Below are 15,883 nucleotides of genomic sequence, written 5' to 3'. Positions count from 1 at the left end.
AGGCTCTATCCCTTACTCGATGACTTTGGGTACCAGGTACAGACCGCTCTCGGTCGATGGCGCGATGGCCTGGTAGGCGTCGCGCTGGTTGCTCTCGGTGACCTGGTCGGGGCGCAGGCGCTGGCTGGCCTCCAGGGGGTGGGCGAGGGGCTCGATACCTGTGGTATCGACCGCTTGCATCTGGTCGACCAGCCCGAGAATGCTGTTGAGGGCGTCGGTAATTCGTGGCAGTTCGCCATCATTTAGCCCCAGACGGGCCAGATGGGCGATCTTTTCCACGTCGCAGCGTTCAAGCGCCATGGGGATCTCCAGGGGAAACAAAGAACGGAATTTGGGTCCGCAGTGAGGAACATGTCAGCTTTCTGACGGTCTATCGGCCGCGATCATCTGCTGGCTTGCTCGGAAAAACAGCCAATTTAACATATTGGCTCCTTGCCCAAAATCCCTGCCATTGTTAGAGTTTGCCGCACTTTTTTACCCACGCTTTCCCCAGGGTCACTTTCCCATGTTCAAGAAACTGCGTGGCATGTTTTCCAGCGATCTGTCCATCGACCTGGGTACTGCCAACACCCTTATTTACGTGCGTGAGCGCGGTATCGTCCTGAATGAGCCCTCGGTTGTTGCCATCCGTACCCATGGCAACCAGAAAAGCGTCGTCGCCGTCGGTACCGAAGCCAAGCGCATGCTGGGCCGTACGCCTGGCAACATTGCTGCCATTCGTCCGATGAAGGATGGCGTCATCGCCGACTTCAGCGTTTGTGAAAAAATGTTGCAGTATTTCATCAACAAGGTTCACGAGAACAGCTTCCTGCAGCCGAGCCCGCGCGTGCTGATCTGTGTGCCGTGCAAGTCGACCCAGGTAGAGCGCCGCGCCATTCGCGAGTCGGCCCTGGGTGCCGGTGCGCGTGAAGTGTTCCTGATCGAAGAACCGATGGCCGCCGCCATCGGTGCCGGGCTGCCGGTTGAAGAAGCGCGCGGTTCGATGGTCGTCGACATCGGTGGCGGTACCACCGAAATCGCGCTGATCTCGCTGAACGGCGTGGTCTATGCCGAATCCGTCCGCGTTGGCGGCGACCGCTTCGACGAAGCCATCGTCACCTATGTGCGCCGCAACTACGGCAGCCTGATCGGCGAATCCACCGCCGAGCGCATCAAGCAGGAAATCGGTACCGCCTACCCGGGCGGCGAAGTGCGCGAGGTCGATGTCCGTGGCCGCAACCTGGCCGAAGGCGTCCCGCGTGCCTTTACCCTGAATTCCAGCGAAGTGCTCGAAGCGCTGCAGGAATCGCTGGCGACCATCGTCCAGGCGGTCAAGAGCGCCCTGGAGCAATCGCCGCCGGAGCTGGCCTCGGACATCGCCGAGCGTGGCCTGGTGCTGACCGGTGGCGGCGCACTGCTGCGTGACCTGGACAAACTGCTGGCCCAGGAAACCGGCCTGCCGGTAATCGTCGCCGAGGATCCGCTGACCTGTGTTGCCCGTGGCGGCGGTCGCGCCCTGGAAATGATGGACAAGCACGCGATGGACTTGCTCTCCAGCGAGTGATTCCGCTCGCTGTTCACGAGCGCCCGGTTTACAGGTAGCACGCGCAGTGCTACCTGTATGTGCTGGGCTGGCGCCCTGGGGGGCGCCGTATCCATCAACCCGCAACCAGGCTGGTGCGTTGTCCCATGTCCAATGACCTCCTGAGTCGTCCACGAGGAACGGCCCATTAAACCGCTTTTCTCCAAGGGCCCTTCGCTGGGTGTTCGCCTGCTCGTCCTGGTGGTGCTTTCGGTCGCGCTGATGGTTGTCGACGCGCGCTTCGACGTGCTCAAGCCGGTACGCAGCCAGATGGGTCTGGTACTCATGGAATCGTACTGGATCACCGACCTGCCGCAGCGTGCCTGGCAAGGTGTGGCCGGCCAGTTCGGCAGCCGCACCGAACTGATCGCGGAAAACGAAAAGCTCAAGACCGAAGCCCTGCTGCTGCAGGGGCGCCTGCAGAAGCTGGCGGCCCTGACCGAGCAGAACGTGCGCTTGCGCGAGCTGCTCAACTCGTCGGCGCTGGTCAACGAAAAGGTCGAAGTGGCCGAGCTGATCGGGGTCGACCCCAACCCCTTCACCCACCGCATCCTGATCAACAAGGGCGAGCGTGATGGCGTGTTCCTTGGCCAGCCGGTGCTCGATGCGCGCGGCCTGATGGGCCAGGTGGTCGAGTTGATGCCCTACACTTCGCGGGTGCTGTTGCTGACCGATACCACCCACAGTATCCCGGTGCAGGTCAACCGCAACGGCCTGCGCGCGATTGCCAGCGGCACCGGTAACCCGGAGCGCCTGGAGTTGCGTCATGTGGCCGACACCGCCGATATCAAGGAAGGCGACCTGTTGGTCAGTTCCGGCATGGGCCAACGTTTCCCGGCCGGCTACCCGGTCGCCACGGTCAATGAAGTGATCCACGATTCCGGCCAGCCGTTTGCCATCGTGCGCGCCATCCCCACGGCCGCGCTCAACCGCAGCCGCTACATGCTATTGGTATTCAGTGACCGACGGAGCCCGGAGCAGCGTGCCACCGATGCTGCCATTGCCCAGGAAGAAGCTGACCGCAAGGGCGCCTCGGCTTCTGGCCAGCCGGCACCGGCAAGCGGCCAAGGGGCACCAGCCGCTGGCGCGCCGGCCACGCCAGCGGCCCCGGTAACTCCGACAGCGCCGCCTGCAGCCCCGGTGGCCGCACCCGCCACGCCGACTGTCGCACCTGCTCATACCCGGAGGCAATGATGGCTGTATCGCGCCGCAACCACGGCTGGGTCATCTGGCTGACGTTCGCCATCGGCCTGCTGCTCAGCGTCTCGCCCATGCCGCAGTTCATGGAAGTGTTCCGGCCCATGTGGCTGGCCTTGCTGGTGTCGTTCTGGACCCTCGCCGTGCCTGGCAAGGTCGGCATGACCACGGCGTTCGTACTTGGCCTGGCCGAGGACGTGCTGTATGGCACCCTGCTTGGGCAGAACGCGCTGATCCTCACCCTCATTACCTTCCTGGTGCTGTCTTTGCAGCAGCGCCTGCGCATGTTCCCCATGTGGCAACAGAGCCTGGTGATCCTGGTGATCTTTGGCATTGCCCAGTTGATCCAGCTGTGGCTCAGTGCGTTGACCGGCAATCGCCTGCCGACCCTGGCGCTGGTCTGGTCGGCGGTGATCAGTGCCTTGCTCTGGCCGTGGATCAGCTTCGCCTTGCGCGACCTGCGCCGACGCCTGCATATCAACTGACGGCTGCCACGCCTGACAGGGAGATGTCTGCATGACCCCGCTATTCCTGGCCTCCGGCTCGCCCCGTCGTCGTGAACTGCTGACCCAGATCGGCGTGCCGTTCAGCGTCGTCAGTGCCCCCATCGATGAAACCCCGCTAGCCGCCGAGGGCGCCCCGGCCTATGTCGAGCGCCTGGCCAGGGCCAAGGCTGCCGCCGGCCTGGCCAGCATCGCAGGCCCGGGCGTGGTGCTGGGGGCCGATACCGCCGTGGTGCTCGATGGTCGCATCCTCGGCAAGCCTGAAAATCGCGAACAGGCCTTGGCCATGCTGGCCGGCCTGTCGGGCCGCGAACACCAGGTACTGACTGCAGTCGCCCTTGGCGATGGCCGGCGCATGCACAGCGTGTGCGTTACCAGCACGGTGCGTTTCCGCGCGATCAGCGCCGATGAAGCGCAACGCTACTGGGCCAGCGGCGAGCCGGCGGACAAGGCCGGTGGCTATGCCATCCAGGGCCTGGGCGCGGTATTCGTCACCGGCCTTTCGGGCAGTTATTCGGCGGTGGTCGGCTTGCCCCTCAGTGAGACGGCTGACTTGCTTGGCCAATTCGGTATCGCTTGCTGGCAATCCCTCGCGCATTCGCCTGAGGTAACAAACCAGCGGTAGCCAGCACTGCATACGCCGTCCATCATTACAAAAGACCTTTGACGAGAGCCTGCCATGAGTGAAGAGATCCTGATCAACATCACCCCGATGGAGTCACGCGTGGCGGTGGTGGAAAACGGGGTGCTGCAGGAAGTACACGTCGAGCGTACCCAGCGCCGGGGCATCGTCGGCAATATCTACAAAGGCAAGGTCGTGCGCGTGCTGCCAGGCATGCAGGCGGCTTTCGTCGACATCGGCCTGGAACGTGCCGCGTTCATCCACGCCTCGGAAATCTCCCAGCGCGAAGGCTCGGCGGTAGAGAACATCACCGCCCTGGTGCACGAAGGCCAGGCCCTCGTGGTACAGGTGACCAAGGATCCGATCGGTACCAAGGGCGCGCGGCTTACCACCCAGCTGTCGATCCCGTCGCGCTACCTGGTATACATGCCGCGCAGCAGCCATGTCGGCATCTCCTTGAAGATCGAAGACGAAACCGAGCGCGAACGCCTCAAGCAGGTGGTCAGCGACTGCATGGACAGCGAAAACATCAAGGACGCCGGTGGCTTCATCCTGCGCACCGCTGCCGAAGGGGCGCGCGCTGAAGAAATCCTGCAGGACATCCGTTACCTGCGCCGCCTGTGGGAGCAGATCGGCACGCAGATCAAGACCTGCGGTGCGCCCACGGTCATCTACGAAGACCTGGGCCTGGCCCTGCGTACCCTGCGCGACCTGGTCAACCCGAAGATCGAGAAGATTCGCATCGACTCGCGGGAAACGTTCCAGAAGACCACGCAGTTCGTTGGCGAGCTGATGCCGGAAATCGCCGATCGCCTCGAGCACTACCCGGGCGAACGCCCGATCTTCGACCTGTACGGTGTCGAGGACGAAATCCAGCGCGCCCTGGAGCGCAAGGTGCCACTCAAGTCCGGTGGCTATCTGGTGGTCGATCCGGCCGAAGCGATGACAACCATCGACGTCAACACCGGTGCTTTCGTTGGCCATCGCAACCTTGAAGAGACCATCTTCAAGACCAATCTCGAGGCCGCCACCGCCATCGCCCGGCAGCTGCGCCTGCGCAACATCGGCGGCATCATCATCATCGACTTCATCGACATGGAAGACGAGGAGCATCAGCGCCAGGTGTTGCGCACCCTGGAAAAACAGCTGGAGCGCGATCATGCCAAGACCAACATCATCGGCATCACCGAGCTGGGCCTGGTGCAGATGACCCGCAAGCGCACCCGCGAAAGCCTCGAGCAGGTGCTGTGCGAGCCCTGCCTGGCTTGCCAGGGCCGCGGCAAGCTGAAAACCCCGGAAACCATCTGCTACGAGATTTTCCGCGAGATCCTGCGTGAGGCCCGGGCCTACCAGGCCGAAGGCTACCGCGTGCTGGCCAACCAGAAGGTGGTCGACCGGCTGCTGGATGAAGAGTCCGGCAACGTGGCCGAGCTGGAGGCATTCATCGGTCGAACCATTCGCTTCCAGGTCGAGTCGATGTATTCGCAGGAACAATACGACGTGGTGCTTCTCTGAGTCCTTCTGAAATGCGCCGCGGGTGGGCCCGCGTGGCCCAACCGGTACGACCGGCAATCATCGCTAAACGACCTGGAGGGCATTGGCCATGGGACGTCTGAACCGCGTTCTGGTCGCCTTGACCCGCTGGGGGCTAGGCATCTGCGCCCTGCTGGCAGTATTGGTGGCGCTGTATGTCAGCCTTGGCCGCGAGCTGGTGCCATTGGTGGCCGAGTACCGTGCCGATGTGGAAAGCAAGGCTGAACAGGCCCTGGGCCTGCCAGTGCACGTGGGTGGCCTGGAAGGCCATTGGAGCGGGCTGGCGCCGGTGTTGCGGGTGCGCGACCTGCAACTGGGCGAGGGCGGTACGGCCCTGCGCCTGGACGATGTCAAGGTCGTCCCTGACATCTGGGCCAGCCTAACCGCACGTGAGGTGCGCCTGGCACGCATACAGCTGGGCGGCCTGCAGTTGATCCTGCGCGAGAACGAGCAAGGCCAATGGGCCCTCGAAGGCCTGCCGAAGAAGGACGATGCGCCACTCGACCCCGCCGAGCTGTTGCAGCGCCTGCGCCAGCTCGGCCGCATCGATGTGTTCGACAGCCAGGTCACCCTGCACCCGTGGCAGCGTGACCCTCTGACCCTCACCTATGTCAGCGCCGGCCTGCAAGCCGGTGCTTCGCGCCAGGCCCTGGACCTGCGCGCGACCTTGCCCGATGGCCAACCCATGGCGCTGAACCTGCGCAGCCGCGCTTCGGCCAGTACCTGGCGCGACGGCCAGATCGAAGCCTACCTCAGCTTGCCGCAGAGCGATTGGGCGCGCTGGTTGCCGCCACAGCTGCTGGGCCAGTGGCGTGCCGACGCCTTGCGGGCGGGGGGCGAGTTCTGGGTCGACTGGCAAAAAGGGCAGTTGCAACAGGCCGTGGTGCGCCTGAATGCCCCGGCGCTGCAGGGCGCTTATGCCGGGCGCCAGGCGGCCAAGCTGAACAACCTGGCCCTGGGGGCCTGGTTCCAGCGTCGCGAGCACGGCTTCGACATGGTGTTCGACTCGCTGGCCATGGATATTGGCAAGACCCGCTGGGAATCGCACCTGCAATTGCAGCAACGTCCTGGCGACAACCCTGCCGAGGAAAGCTGGCGGTTACAGGCCGACCGCCTCGACCTCACGCCGCTGACCCCGTTGATCGATGCCCTGGCGCCGTTGCCGGACAAGGTCATGGCTGTAGTCGATGGGCTCAAGGTGACCGGCGCGCTGCGCAATGTGCGCCTGGAGGCTCGGCCCAGGGCCGAGGGAGACCAGCGTCTGCAGTTTGAAGCCAACCTGGACAGGGTCGGCTTCGACGCCTATCACAATGCCCCGGCTGCCGGTAATGTCAGCGGCAGCATCAGCGGTGATCTGGGCCACGGTGAGCTGCGCCTGGACACCGATGCGTTCATGCTGCATCTGTACCCGATATTCGCCAAACCCTGGCACTACCAGAAGGCCAATGCACGCCTGACCTGGACCCTCGACCAGCAAGGTTTCACCCTGGTCGCGCCTTACCTCAAGGTGCTGGGCGAGGAAGGCAAGATCGCCGGTGACTTCCTGATCCGCCTGCTGTTCGAAGAGGGGCGCGAGGACTACATGGACCTGCGCGTCGGCCTGACCGAAGGTGATGGCCGCTACACCGCCAAGTACTTGCCCGAGGTACTCAGCCCGGCGCTCGACGAATGGTTGCGCAGTGCAATCGTCAAAGGCACGGTGGACGAAGGCTACTTCCAGTACCAGGGTTCGCTGAACCATGGGGCCGCGCCGGAAGCGCGCAGCATCAGCCTGTTCTTCAAGGTGCGGGATGCAGCGCTGGACTTCCAGCCCGGCTGGCCGCAGGTGCAGCACGTGGATGGCGATGTGCTGATCGAGGACAGCGGTGTGCGCATCAAGGCCCGGCGTGGGGTACTGCTCGATACCAAGGTCAGCGATGTGAGCGTCGATATCCCGCATGTCGAGGCGGGCCAGCCCAGCCACCTGTACCTTGATGGCGACTTCGATGGCAGCCTCGGCGATGGCCTGAAGATCCTCAAGGAAGCACCTATCGGCACGGGCGAGATCTTCGCTGGCTGGGAAGGCGAGGGGCCCCTACTAGGCAAGGTCAAGCTCGACATTCCCCTGGCCCATGGGCAGCGGCCGAAGGTAAAGGTGGACTTCACCACCCATGATGCCCAGCTGAAAGTTGCGCCGCCGAGCCTGGAACTGAGCCGCCTGAAAGGCGATTTCAGCTTCGATTTCGACAAGGGCCTGAGCGGCAAGGGCATCAGCCTGCAGGCCTTCGGCAGGCCGGTGACGGCGCAGATCAGCGCCGAAGGCCAGCCCGGGCAGATGCAGACCCGCATCAACGCCAATGGCCAGGTGTCGCTCAAGGCGCTGACTGACTGGTTGCAGTTCAAGCAGGCCTTGCCGGCCTCCGGCGAGCTGCCGTACCAGTTGCAACTAAGCCTGGGTAGCCGGGACAACCGCCTTAGCGTCAACTCCAGCCTCAAAGGGCTCGCCATCGACCTGCCAGCACCGTTCGGCAAGGCATCGGCTGAAACGCGTGACAGCCGGTTCAGCATGACGTTGCAGGGGCCGGAGCGGCGTTTCGATGCCGCGTACGCCGACCTTGCCCGCTTTGCCTACGCTGCGCCGGCCGGCAAGCTGGCTCAGGGCCGCGGCGAGCTTCTGCTCGGCACCGGTGATGCGCAGTTGCCGGGTGGCCAGGGCCTGCGTGTGCGTGGTCGCCTGGAGACGCTGGACCTGGCGCCCTGGCAAGAACGGGCCGCGCGCCTGGCTGGCGGCGACCCGGGCGGCAGCGCGCGGCAGAATCTGCAGGGCGTCGACCTGAGTATCGGCCAGTTGAAGGCGTTCGGCATGGACCTTAACCAGGCCGTGGTTCGCCTGGCGCGCAGCGGCCCGGCGTGGGACCTGCGGCTGGACAGCAAGGAAGTCATCGGAAATGCCCGGCTGCCGGATGCCAAGGGCGCGCCACTGGTGGTACGCATGCAGACCTTGCGCCTGCCGGCTGCCAGCGCTGCCGAACAGCAGGCCGAAGAAGGACCGGACCCGTTGGCCGCGTTCGACCCGCGCAAGGTCCCGGCGCTGGACCTGAGCATCGACAAGCTGTACCGCGGTGATGACCTGTTCGGCAGCGCTTCACTCAAGTTGCGGCCAACCGCGCGTGGCGTCAGCGCCAGCGATATCGACCTGTCCTTCAAGGGTCTGCATATCAATGGCGGCGGCGCCTGGGAAGGCGAACCGGGCAGCACCGGCAGCTGGTACAAAGGGCGCCTGGACGGCAACAACCTGGCCGACGTGCTCAAGGCCTGGGGCTTCGCTCCGACAGTGACCAGCCGCGACTTCCGCCTGGATGTGGATGGCCGCTGGCCGGGTTCGCCGGCAGCAGTCGGCCTCAAGCGCTTCTCCGGCAGCATGGACGCGGCGCTGCGCACCGGCCAGTTCGTCGAGGTCGAAGGCAGCGCACAGGCGCTGCGGGTGTTCGGCCTGCTCAATTTCAACTCGATCGGCCGACGCCTGCGCCTGGACTTCTCCGACTTGTTCGACAAGGGTTTGGCCTACGACCGGGTGAAAGGCTTGCTGGTCGCCAGCGATGGTGTCTACGTGACCCGCGAGCCGATCACGGTGACCGGCCCGTCGAGCAATTTCGAACTGGATGGCACGCTGGACATGGTGAACGACCGGGTCGATGCCAACCTGCAAGTGAGCCTGCCAGTGACCAACAACCTGCCCCTGGCGGCGCTGATCGTCGGCGCGCCAGCGGTTGGCGGTGCGCTGTTCCTGGTCGACCGGCTGATTGGTGACCGGGTGTCGCGTTTTGCCAGCGTGCACTACCGTGTCGAAGGGCCGTGGAAAGAGCCTAGAATCACATTTGTGAAACCGTTCGAGAAACCCCGTCAGGAGTCCCCATGAAGGCAGCGGTCATCCAGATGGTCAGCCAGGACGATGTGCTGGCCAACCTGCAACGCGCCGGTGCCCTGCTGGAGCAGGCAGCATCCGGCGGCGCGCGCCTGGCCGTGCTGCCGGAAAACTTCGCCGCCATGGGGCGCAAGGATGCCGCTGCCATCGGCCGCGCCGAAGCGTTGGGCGAAGGGCCTGTCCTGCCATGGTTGAAACGTACCGCCCGCGACCTCAGGTTATGGATTGTCGCCGGTACCTTGCCGTTGCCACCGGTCGGTCAGCCCGAGGCCAAGGCCCATGCCTGTTCGTTGCTGATCGACGAACATGGCGAGGTGGCGGCCCGGTATGACAAGCTGCACCTGTTCGATGTGGACGTCGCCGACAACCGAGGCCGCTATCGGGAGTCCGATGACTATGCCCATGGCACCCAGGTGGTGGTTGCCGATACGCCGGTGGGACGAGTGGGCCTGAGCGTATGCTACGACCTGCGCTTTCCCGAACTCTACAGTGCACTGCGCGCCGCCGGTGCCGAGCTGATCACGGCACCGGCTGCCTTTACCGCGGTAACAGGGGCGGCGCACTGGGAAGTGCTGGTGCGCGCCCGGGCCATCGAAACCCAGTGCTACCTGCTGGCAGCAGCGCAGGGCGGTGCCCACCCGGGGCCACGGGAAACCCATGGCCATGCGGCGATCGTCGACCCCTGGGGGCGCATCGTCGCGGAACAGGCGCAAGGCGAAGCAGTTTTGCTGGCCGAGCGCGACATCGACGAACAAGCGTCCATCCGGGCGCGCATGCCGGTGCTGTCGCACCGGCGCTTCTTCTCGCAGGACGCATTGCGGCCTGCGTACACCTCGGAGTGACTATGAGCCAGATGTTATCCACCGTCAGCGAACAGCTCCTGGCCCCAGGCGGCTTGACCCTGGACAGCCTGCAGAGCGTGCTGGGTGAGTTGGCCGGCCCCGGCATCGATGCCGCCGACCTGTATTTCCAGGGCCAGATTTCGGAAACCTGGGCGCTGGAAGACGGCATTGTCAAAGAGGGCAGTTTCAACCTGGATCAGGGCGTGGGCGTGCGTGCCCAGTCCGGCGAAAAGACCGGCTTCGCCTACAGCAATGCGATCAACCTCGAGGCGCTGACCTCGGCGGCTCGCGCCGCCCGTTCGATTTCGCGCGCCGGGCAGAACGGCAAGGTTCAGGCCTTTCGCAGCCAGGATGTAGCCGCGCTGTACCCCGCGGACAACCCGCTGGATGTGCTCAGCCGTGCCGAGAAGGTCGAGCTGCTCAAGCGGGTCGATGCCGCCACCCGCGCCCTCGACCCGCGCATCCAGCAAGTCAGCGTGAGCATGGCCGGGGTCTGGGAGCGCATTCTGATCGCTGCGGCCGATGGCAGCCTGGCCGCCGATGTGCGCCCGCTGGTGCGTTTCAACGTCAGCGTCATCGTCGAACAGAATGGCCGCCGCGAGCGCGGCGGGCAGGGCGGTGGCGGGCGTACCGATTACCGCTTCTTCACCGAAGAGCGCGTCATGGGCTACGCACGCGAAGCCCTGCGCCAGGCCTTGGTGAACCTGGAGGCGATCCCGGCGCCGGCCGGTACCTTGCCGGTGGTGCTGGGGTCGGGCTGGTCGGGCGTGCTGCTGCACGAGGCTGTCGGCCATGGCCTGGAGGGCGACTTCAACCGCAAGGGCAGTTCGGCGTTCAGTGGCCGCATCGGCGAGAAAGTGGCATCGAGCCTGTGCACTATCGTTGACGATGGCACCCTGGAAGGCCGCCGTGGTTCGCTGAGCGTGGATGATGAAGGCACACCGACCGAGTGCACTACGCTGATCGAAAACGGCGTGCTCAAAGGCTACATGCAGGACAAGCTGAACGCCCGCCTGATGGGCATGGCGGTGACCGGCAACGGACGCCGGGAATCCTACGCCCACCTGCCGATGCCACGCATGACCAACACCTACATGCGTGCTGGCGAAAGCGACCCACAGGAAATCATCGCCTCGGTGAAAAAAGGCATCTACTGCGCCAACCTGGGCGGTGGCCAAGTGGATATTACCAGCGGCAAGTTCGTGTTCTCGACCAGTGAGGCCTATCTGATCGAAGACGGCAGGATCACCGCGCCAGTAAAAGGGGCGACCCTGATTGGCAATGGCCCGGAGGCGATGAGCCGGGTGTCGATGGTTGGTAACGACCTGGCGCTGGACAGTGGAGTCGGGACGTGCGGCAAGGACGGGCAGTCGGTGCCGGTCGGGGTCGGGCAGCCGACCTTGAAGCTGGATGCGATCACGGTGGGCGGTACCGGGGCGTGATGGCCTTGGGGGCCGCAAAGCGGCCCCATGGGGGTCAGCGCAAGCCGCGCTGCAATTCGTCGAGGTCGCGGATGTACTTGAACACCTTGCGCGCAGCGGCTGGCGGCTTGTTCCGCGCCTTTTCGTGCTGGGCATGGCGCACCAGCGAGCGCAACTGCTGGCGGTCGGTATCGGGGTACTCGTTGACGAAGCGTTCGAGATCTTCGTCGTTACCGTCGATCAGCCGGTCGCGCCAGCGCTCCAGGCTGTGGAAACGCTCGTTGTACTGGCGCGTGGAGCTGTCCATCTGTTCGAGCAAGGCGTGGATGGCATCCAGGTCCTGCACACGCATCAGCTTGCCGACGAACGACATGTGCCGTTTGCGGGCGCCGTGAGCGGTGTGCTTGCTGGCCTCGGCCAGGGCCTTGCGCAACTCGTCGGTCAACGGCAGGCGGGCCAGGGTATCGGCCTTGAGTGTGGTGAGGCGCTCGCCGAGTTCGACCAGCGCATGTAGTTCACGCTTGATCTGGGTTTTGCTTTTTTCGCCGTCGAAGGCGTCGTCGTTTGAATCAACCATGGTGGCAGTCCGCTAGAAATCGCCGCCATGATAACCAGTCGGGGGCCGCTTGTCCGGCCCGGTCGTAGAATGATCCTTGCCGAACGCAGAATTTGAGTGGAGAGAACCATGAGTGCAGTCCAGAGCGTAGGTCCCAAGGACCTGCCAGCATTGCAGGAGCAGGTCGAGGCGATCATCGCCGAGGCACGCCGCCAAGGGGCCAGCGCCTGCGAAGTGGCGGTGTCGCTGGAGCAGGGCCTGTCCACCACGGTACGCCAGCGCGAGGTCGAAACGGTCGAGTTCAATCGCGACCAGGGCTTTGGCATCACCCTCTATGTCGGCCAGCGCAAAGGCTCGGCAAGTACCTCGGCCAGTGGCCCGGAGGCCATCCGCGAAACCGTCGCCGCTGCCTTGGCAATTGCCAGGCATACGTCCGAGGACACATGTTCCGGCTTGGCTGATGCGGCGCTGATGGCCCGCGAAATTCCCGACCTTGACCTGTACCATGACTGGGATCTGGAGCCCGAGAAGGCAATCGAGATGGCGCTGGCCTGCGAGGCGGCGGCATTCGACGCCGACCCGCGCATCCAGAACGCTGATGGCACCACCCTCAATACCCATCAGGGATGCCGCGTATATGGCAACAGCCATGGCTTCATCGGTGGCTATGCTTCGACCCGGCACAGCCTGAGCTGCGTAATGATCGCCGAAGACGATGGGCAGATGCAGCGCGACTACTGGTACGACGTGAACCGTCAGGGCAACCTGCTGGCCGACCCACGTAGCATTGGCATGCGTGCTGCCCAGCGTGCCGCCAGCCGCCTGGGTGCGCGGCCAGTGCCGACCTGCGAAGTGCCGGTGCTGTTTTCCGCCGAGCTGGCCGGCGGCCTGTTCGGCAGCTTCCTGTCGGCCATTTCAGGTGGCAACCTGTACCGCAAGTCGTCGTTCCTCGAGGGCACCCTCGGCCAGCGCCTGTTCCCCACCTGGTTGACCCTGGACGAGCGTCCGCATATTCCGCGCGCATTGGGCAGCGCGGCGTTCGATGGCGACGGCCTGGCGACCTATGCCAAGCCGTTCGTGGACAAGGGTGAGCTGGTGTCCTACCTGCTGGGTACTTATTCCGGACGCAAGCTGGGCCTGCCAAGTACGGCCAATGCCGGCGGGGTGCATAACCTGTTCGTCAGCCATGGTGTCGAAGACCAGGCGGCGCTGATACGGCGCATGGGGCGCGGTTTGCTGGTGACCGAGCTGATGGGGCACGGCCTGAATATGGTGACCGGGGACTATTCACGTGGTGCGGCGGGCTTTTGGGTAGAGAACGGCGAGATCCAGCATGCGGTGCAGGAAGTGACCATTGCCGGCAACATGAAGAACATGTTCCAGCAGATTGTGGCAATTGGTAGCGATCTGGAGACCCGTAGCAATATCCACACCGGCTCGGTGCTGATCGAGCGGATGACCGTAGCGGGTAGCTGATTCGCAGCTTGTACTGGCGTTTTAACGGGTTAAACCGCGAAGACCAGTACACCTGGAGGACAATCCGATCCCGGCCTTCGAGCCGGGATTTTGGTTTGCGCATCTTTCCCTTGAAGTAATACAGTTTCTCAATTAATAATGAATATCATTATCTAGAAGCCCGGCGATGATGTTCATGAAACCTGTCTTGCGCGAAGTGCCCTACCTGGACAACTGGCGTTGGCTCAGCCTACGCATCCGCTGCGCGCTCGAGCCCGACGAGCCGCGCCTGATCGAGCACTACCTGGCTGAATGCCGCTATCTGGTGCGCTGTACCGAAACCTCGCCGTGGACAGTGGCACTGAGCGCCTTCCGCCTGCTGCTGGATACCGCGTGCGACCGCATGCTGCCCTGGCATTGGCGCTGCCAGTGCCTGGACCAGGCTTGGCGCCCGCTGCTGGACCTACGCAACCTCGACCGCCAGGCCACCAACCAGCGGTGGCAACCTTACGCTCTGCAGCTGGCCACTTGCCGCCTGCTACCGTCGATTTCCCAAGATGAACTGATGCAAGGATTCTGAAGATGAGTGATACCCGTATCGAGCGTGACAGCATGGGCGAACTGCAGGTACCGGCCCAGGCCCTGTACGGTGCCCAGACCCAGCGCGCGGTCGACAATTTCCCGATCAGCGGCCAGCGTATGCCGGCCCAGTTCATTCGTGCGCTGCTGTTGGCCAAGGCTGCGGCGGCCAAGGCCAACGTCGAACTGCAACAGCTGTCCACGGCGCAAGGGGAGGCTATCGTCAGCGCCGTTGAACAACTGCTGGCGGGGGACTTCATCCAGCATTTCCCGGTGGATGTGTTCCAGACCGGTTCCGGTACCAGCTCGAACATGAACGCCAACGAGGTGATCGCCACCCTTGCCAGCCGTGCCCTGGGCGACGCTGTCAGCGCCAACGACCATGTCAATTGTGGCCAGAGCAGCAATGACATCATTCCCACCACCATCCATGTCAGCGCTGCCTTGGCCCTGCACGAGCAGCTGTTGCCCGCCTTGGGGCATCTGGTCCAGGTGATCGAGGTCAAGTCGAGGCAGGTGCATCAGTACGTCAAGACTGGCCGCACGCATCTGATGGATGCCATGCCAGTGCGCATGAGCCAGGTGCTGGATGGCTGGGCTGCGCAGCTAAACGGTGCCAAGGCACATATCGAAGCCACCCTGCCGAGCTTGCAGGCGTTGGCCCAGGGTGGGACCGCAGTGGGTACCGGCATCAACGCGCACCCGCGGTTCGCTGTCGGCTTTGCTCGCCAGCTCAGCAGCCTGACCCAGATCGAGTTTTCCCCCGGGCAGAATCTGTTTGCCCTGATCGGCTCGCAGGACACCGCCGTAGCCCTGTCCGGCCAGCTCAAGACGGCGGCGGTGGCGTTGATGAAGATCGCCAACGACCTGCGCTGGATGAACTCCGGGCCTTTGGCCGGCCTGGGGGAGATCGAACTGCAAGGCCTGCAGCCGGGCTCTTCGATCATGCCAGGCAAGGTCAACCCGGTGATTCCGGAGGCCACCGCGATGGTCGCCGCCCAGGTAATCGGCAATGACGCCACCATCGCCATTGCTGGGCAGTCCGGGAACTTCGAGCTGAACGTGATGCTGCCGGTAATCGCCCGTAACCTGCTGGAAAGCATCGAGCTGATGGCCAATGCCAGCCGCTTGTTGGCCGACAAGGCCATCGCCAGCTTCAAGGTCAACGACAGCAAACTCAAGGAAGCCCTGGCGCGCAACCCGATCCTGGTCACGGCGCTGAACCCGATCATTGGTTACCTGAAGGCCGCCGAAATCGCCAAGACTGCCTACCAGCAGGGGCGTCCGATCATCGATGTGGCGCTGGAGCATACCGACCTGTCGCGTGAGCTACTGGAAACGCTGCTGGACCCCGAGAAACTCACCGCTGGCGGTCTCTGACCCAGCACAAGGCCCAGGGCTGTCAGGCGTCGAGCCGCTGCCCTGGGCGGGTTTATTCGCCTTCGTCGAAATAGTTGTTGATCAACTCGACCAGCGCGTCCATGGCTTCGTTGTCCTGATCCCCTTCGGTATGCAGGTACACCGGGGTACCTTTGCCTGCCGCCAGCATCATTACCGCCATGATGCTTTTGCCATCCACCAGCTTGTCCGGCGCGCGGCCGACCCTGACCTGGCAGGGGAAGCGGCCGGCCACGCCGACAAACTTGGCTGCCGCCCGGGCGTGCAGCCCCAGCTTGTTGATGATGGTGATTTCACGGGCGGGCATCGTGG

General features: G+C 64.1%; 14 protein-coding genes. 11 read left to right on the top strand and 3 right to left on the bottom strand.

What is annotated here, in order from left to right; all coding sequences use genetic code 11:
- Nucleotides 1-12 precede the first annotated feature (12 nt).
- The gene (gatC, locus tag ACVWZT_RS04340; protein ID WP_003255165.1) at nt 13-300 is read right to left on the bottom strand and encodes an Asp-tRNA(Asn)/Glu-tRNA(Gln) amidotransferase subunit GatC; all 288 of its coding nucleotides are present in this window, start codon (nt 298-300) and stop codon (nt 13-15) included.
- A 205-nt stretch (nt 301-505) separates the two neighbouring features.
- Between gatC and mreB the strand changes: the two genes are divergently transcribed.
- From mreB to tldD, 8 genes are all read left to right on the top strand, one after another.
- Nucleotides 506-1,543: a rod shape-determining protein MreB gene (gene mreB, locus ACVWZT_RS04335; RefSeq protein WP_200139197.1), complete on the top strand. Its 1,038-nt coding sequence runs from the start codon at nt 506-508 to the stop codon at nt 1,541-1,543.
- Nucleotides 1,544-1,738: 195 nt separating this feature from the next.
- On the top strand, nt 1,739-2,755 hold the full coding sequence (gene mreC / locus ACVWZT_RS04330) for a rod shape-determining protein MreC (RefSeq protein WP_457472016.1): 1,017 nt from the start codon (nt 1,739-1,741) through the stop codon (nt 2,753-2,755).
- Complete coding sequence (mreD, locus tag ACVWZT_RS04325) at nt 2,755-3,243, top strand: rod shape-determining protein MreD (protein WP_296231122.1); 489 nt, start codon at nt 2,755-2,757, stop codon at nt 3,241-3,243. Before mreC ends, mreD begins: the two co-directional genes overlap by 1 nt.
- 31 nt (nt 3,244-3,274) lie before the next feature.
- Complete coding sequence (locus ACVWZT_RS04320) at nt 3,275-3,886, top strand: Maf family protein (protein WP_457468315.1); 612 nt, start codon at nt 3,275-3,277, stop codon at nt 3,884-3,886.
- A 54-nt stretch (nt 3,887-3,940) separates the two neighbouring features.
- Complete coding sequence (gene rng, locus ACVWZT_RS04315; RefSeq protein WP_289133946.1) at nt 3,941-5,398, top strand: ribonuclease G; 1,458 nt, start codon at nt 3,941-3,943, stop codon at nt 5,396-5,398.
- A gap of 88 nt (nt 5,399-5,486) precedes the next feature.
- Complete coding sequence (locus ACVWZT_RS04310; RefSeq protein WP_457468313.1) at nt 5,487-9,314, top strand: YhdP family protein; 3,828 nt, start codon at nt 5,487-5,489, stop codon at nt 9,312-9,314.
- The gene (locus ACVWZT_RS04305) at nt 9,311-10,162 is read left to right on the top strand and encodes a carbon-nitrogen hydrolase family protein (protein WP_296231118.1); all 852 of its coding nucleotides are present in this window, start codon (nt 9,311-9,313) and stop codon (nt 10,160-10,162) included. The genes ACVWZT_RS04310 and ACVWZT_RS04305 overlap by 4 nt, the downstream gene beginning before the upstream one ends.
- A gap of 2 nt (nt 10,163-10,164) precedes the next feature.
- Nucleotides 10,165-11,604, top strand: a complete 1,440-nt coding sequence (tldD, locus tag ACVWZT_RS04300; protein WP_296231117.1) for a metalloprotease TldD — start codon at nt 10,165-10,167, stop codon at nt 11,602-11,604.
- 34 nt (nt 11,605-11,638) lie between these two features.
- Here the strand turns inward: tldD and yjgA are convergent, their stop codons facing one another.
- Nucleotides 11,639-12,160, bottom strand: a complete 522-nt coding sequence (gene yjgA / locus ACVWZT_RS04295) for a ribosome biogenesis factor YjgA (RefSeq protein ID WP_003255152.1) — start codon at nt 12,158-12,160, stop codon at nt 11,639-11,641.
- Nucleotides 12,161-12,268: 108 nt separating this feature from the next.
- On the opposite strand from yjgA, the gene pmbA reads away from it, so the two are divergent.
- The 3 genes from pmbA to ACVWZT_RS04280 all read left to right on the top strand — a co-directional run bounded on the left by pmbA (nt 12,269) and on the right by ACVWZT_RS04280 (nt 15,553).
- Nucleotides 12,269-13,615, top strand: coding sequence for a metalloprotease PmbA (pmbA, locus tag ACVWZT_RS04290; RefSeq protein ID WP_457468311.1), 1,347 nt, complete (start codon nt 12,269-12,271; stop codon nt 13,613-13,615).
- A gap of 166 nt (nt 13,616-13,781) precedes the next feature.
- Nucleotides 13,782-14,174 (top strand): FagA protein, encoded by a 393-nt coding sequence (locus ACVWZT_RS04285; protein WP_457468310.1) that lies wholly within the window; start codon nt 13,782-13,784, stop codon nt 14,172-14,174.
- Nucleotides 14,175-14,176: 2 nt separating this feature from the next.
- Entirely contained in the window at nt 14,177-15,553 is a 1,377-nt protein-coding gene (locus tag ACVWZT_RS04280; protein ID WP_457468308.1) for a class II fumarate hydratase, read from the top strand.
- Between the two features lie 52 nt (nt 15,554-15,605).
- On the opposite strand, the gene ACVWZT_RS04275 is transcribed toward ACVWZT_RS04280, so the two are convergent.
- Nucleotides 15,606-15,878, bottom strand: coding sequence for an HPr family phosphocarrier protein (locus tag ACVWZT_RS04275; RefSeq protein WP_296231113.1), 273 nt, complete (start codon nt 15,876-15,878; stop codon nt 15,606-15,608).
- Between the last annotated feature and the right edge of the window lie 5 nt (nt 15,879-15,883).

The organism is Pseudomonas sp. TE21394 (assembly GCF_054057835.1).
This window is presented reverse-complemented; position numbering and strand designations above follow the sequence as displayed.

Coding starts and splice junctions, on each gene's coding strand:
- rng (WP_289133946.1), top strand. CDS start 3,941: ATGAGTGAAGAGATCCTGATCAACATCACCCCGATGGAGTCACGCGTG.
- mreD (WP_296231122.1), top strand. CDS start 2,755: ATGGCTGTATCGCGCCGCAACCACGGCTGGGTCATCTGGCTGACGTTC.
- mreB (WP_200139197.1), top strand. CDS start 506: ATGTTCAAGAAACTGCGTGGCATGTTTTCCAGCGATCTGTCCATCGAC.
- ACVWZT_RS04275 (WP_296231113.1), bottom strand. CDS start 15,878: ATGCCCGCCCGTGAAATCACCATCATCAACAAGCTGGGGCTGCACGCC.
- ACVWZT_RS04285 (WP_457468310.1), top strand. CDS start 13,782: ATGATGTTCATGAAACCTGTCTTGCGCGAAGTGCCCTACCTGGACAAC.
- yjgA (WP_003255152.1), bottom strand. CDS start 12,160: ATGGTTGATTCAAACGACGACGCCTTCGACGGCGAAAAAAGCAAAACC.
- tldD (WP_296231117.1), top strand. CDS start 10,165: ATGAGCCAGATGTTATCCACCGTCAGCGAACAGCTCCTGGCCCCAGGC.
- ACVWZT_RS04305 (WP_296231118.1), top strand. CDS start 9,311: ATGAAGGCAGCGGTCATCCAGATGGTCAGCCAGGACGATGTGCTGGCC.
- gatC (WP_003255165.1), bottom strand. CDS start 300: ATGGCGCTTGAACGCTGCGACGTGGAAAAGATCGCCCATCTGGCCCGT.
- ACVWZT_RS04310 (WP_457468313.1), top strand. CDS start 5,487: ATGGGACGTCTGAACCGCGTTCTGGTCGCCTTGACCCGCTGGGGGCTA.
- pmbA (WP_457468311.1), top strand. CDS start 12,269: ATGAGTGCAGTCCAGAGCGTAGGTCCCAAGGACCTGCCAGCATTGCAG.
- ACVWZT_RS04320 (WP_457468315.1), top strand. CDS start 3,275: ATGACCCCGCTATTCCTGGCCTCCGGCTCGCCCCGTCGTCGTGAACTG.
- ACVWZT_RS04280 (WP_457468308.1), top strand. CDS start 14,177: ATGAGTGATACCCGTATCGAGCGTGACAGCATGGGCGAACTGCAGGTA.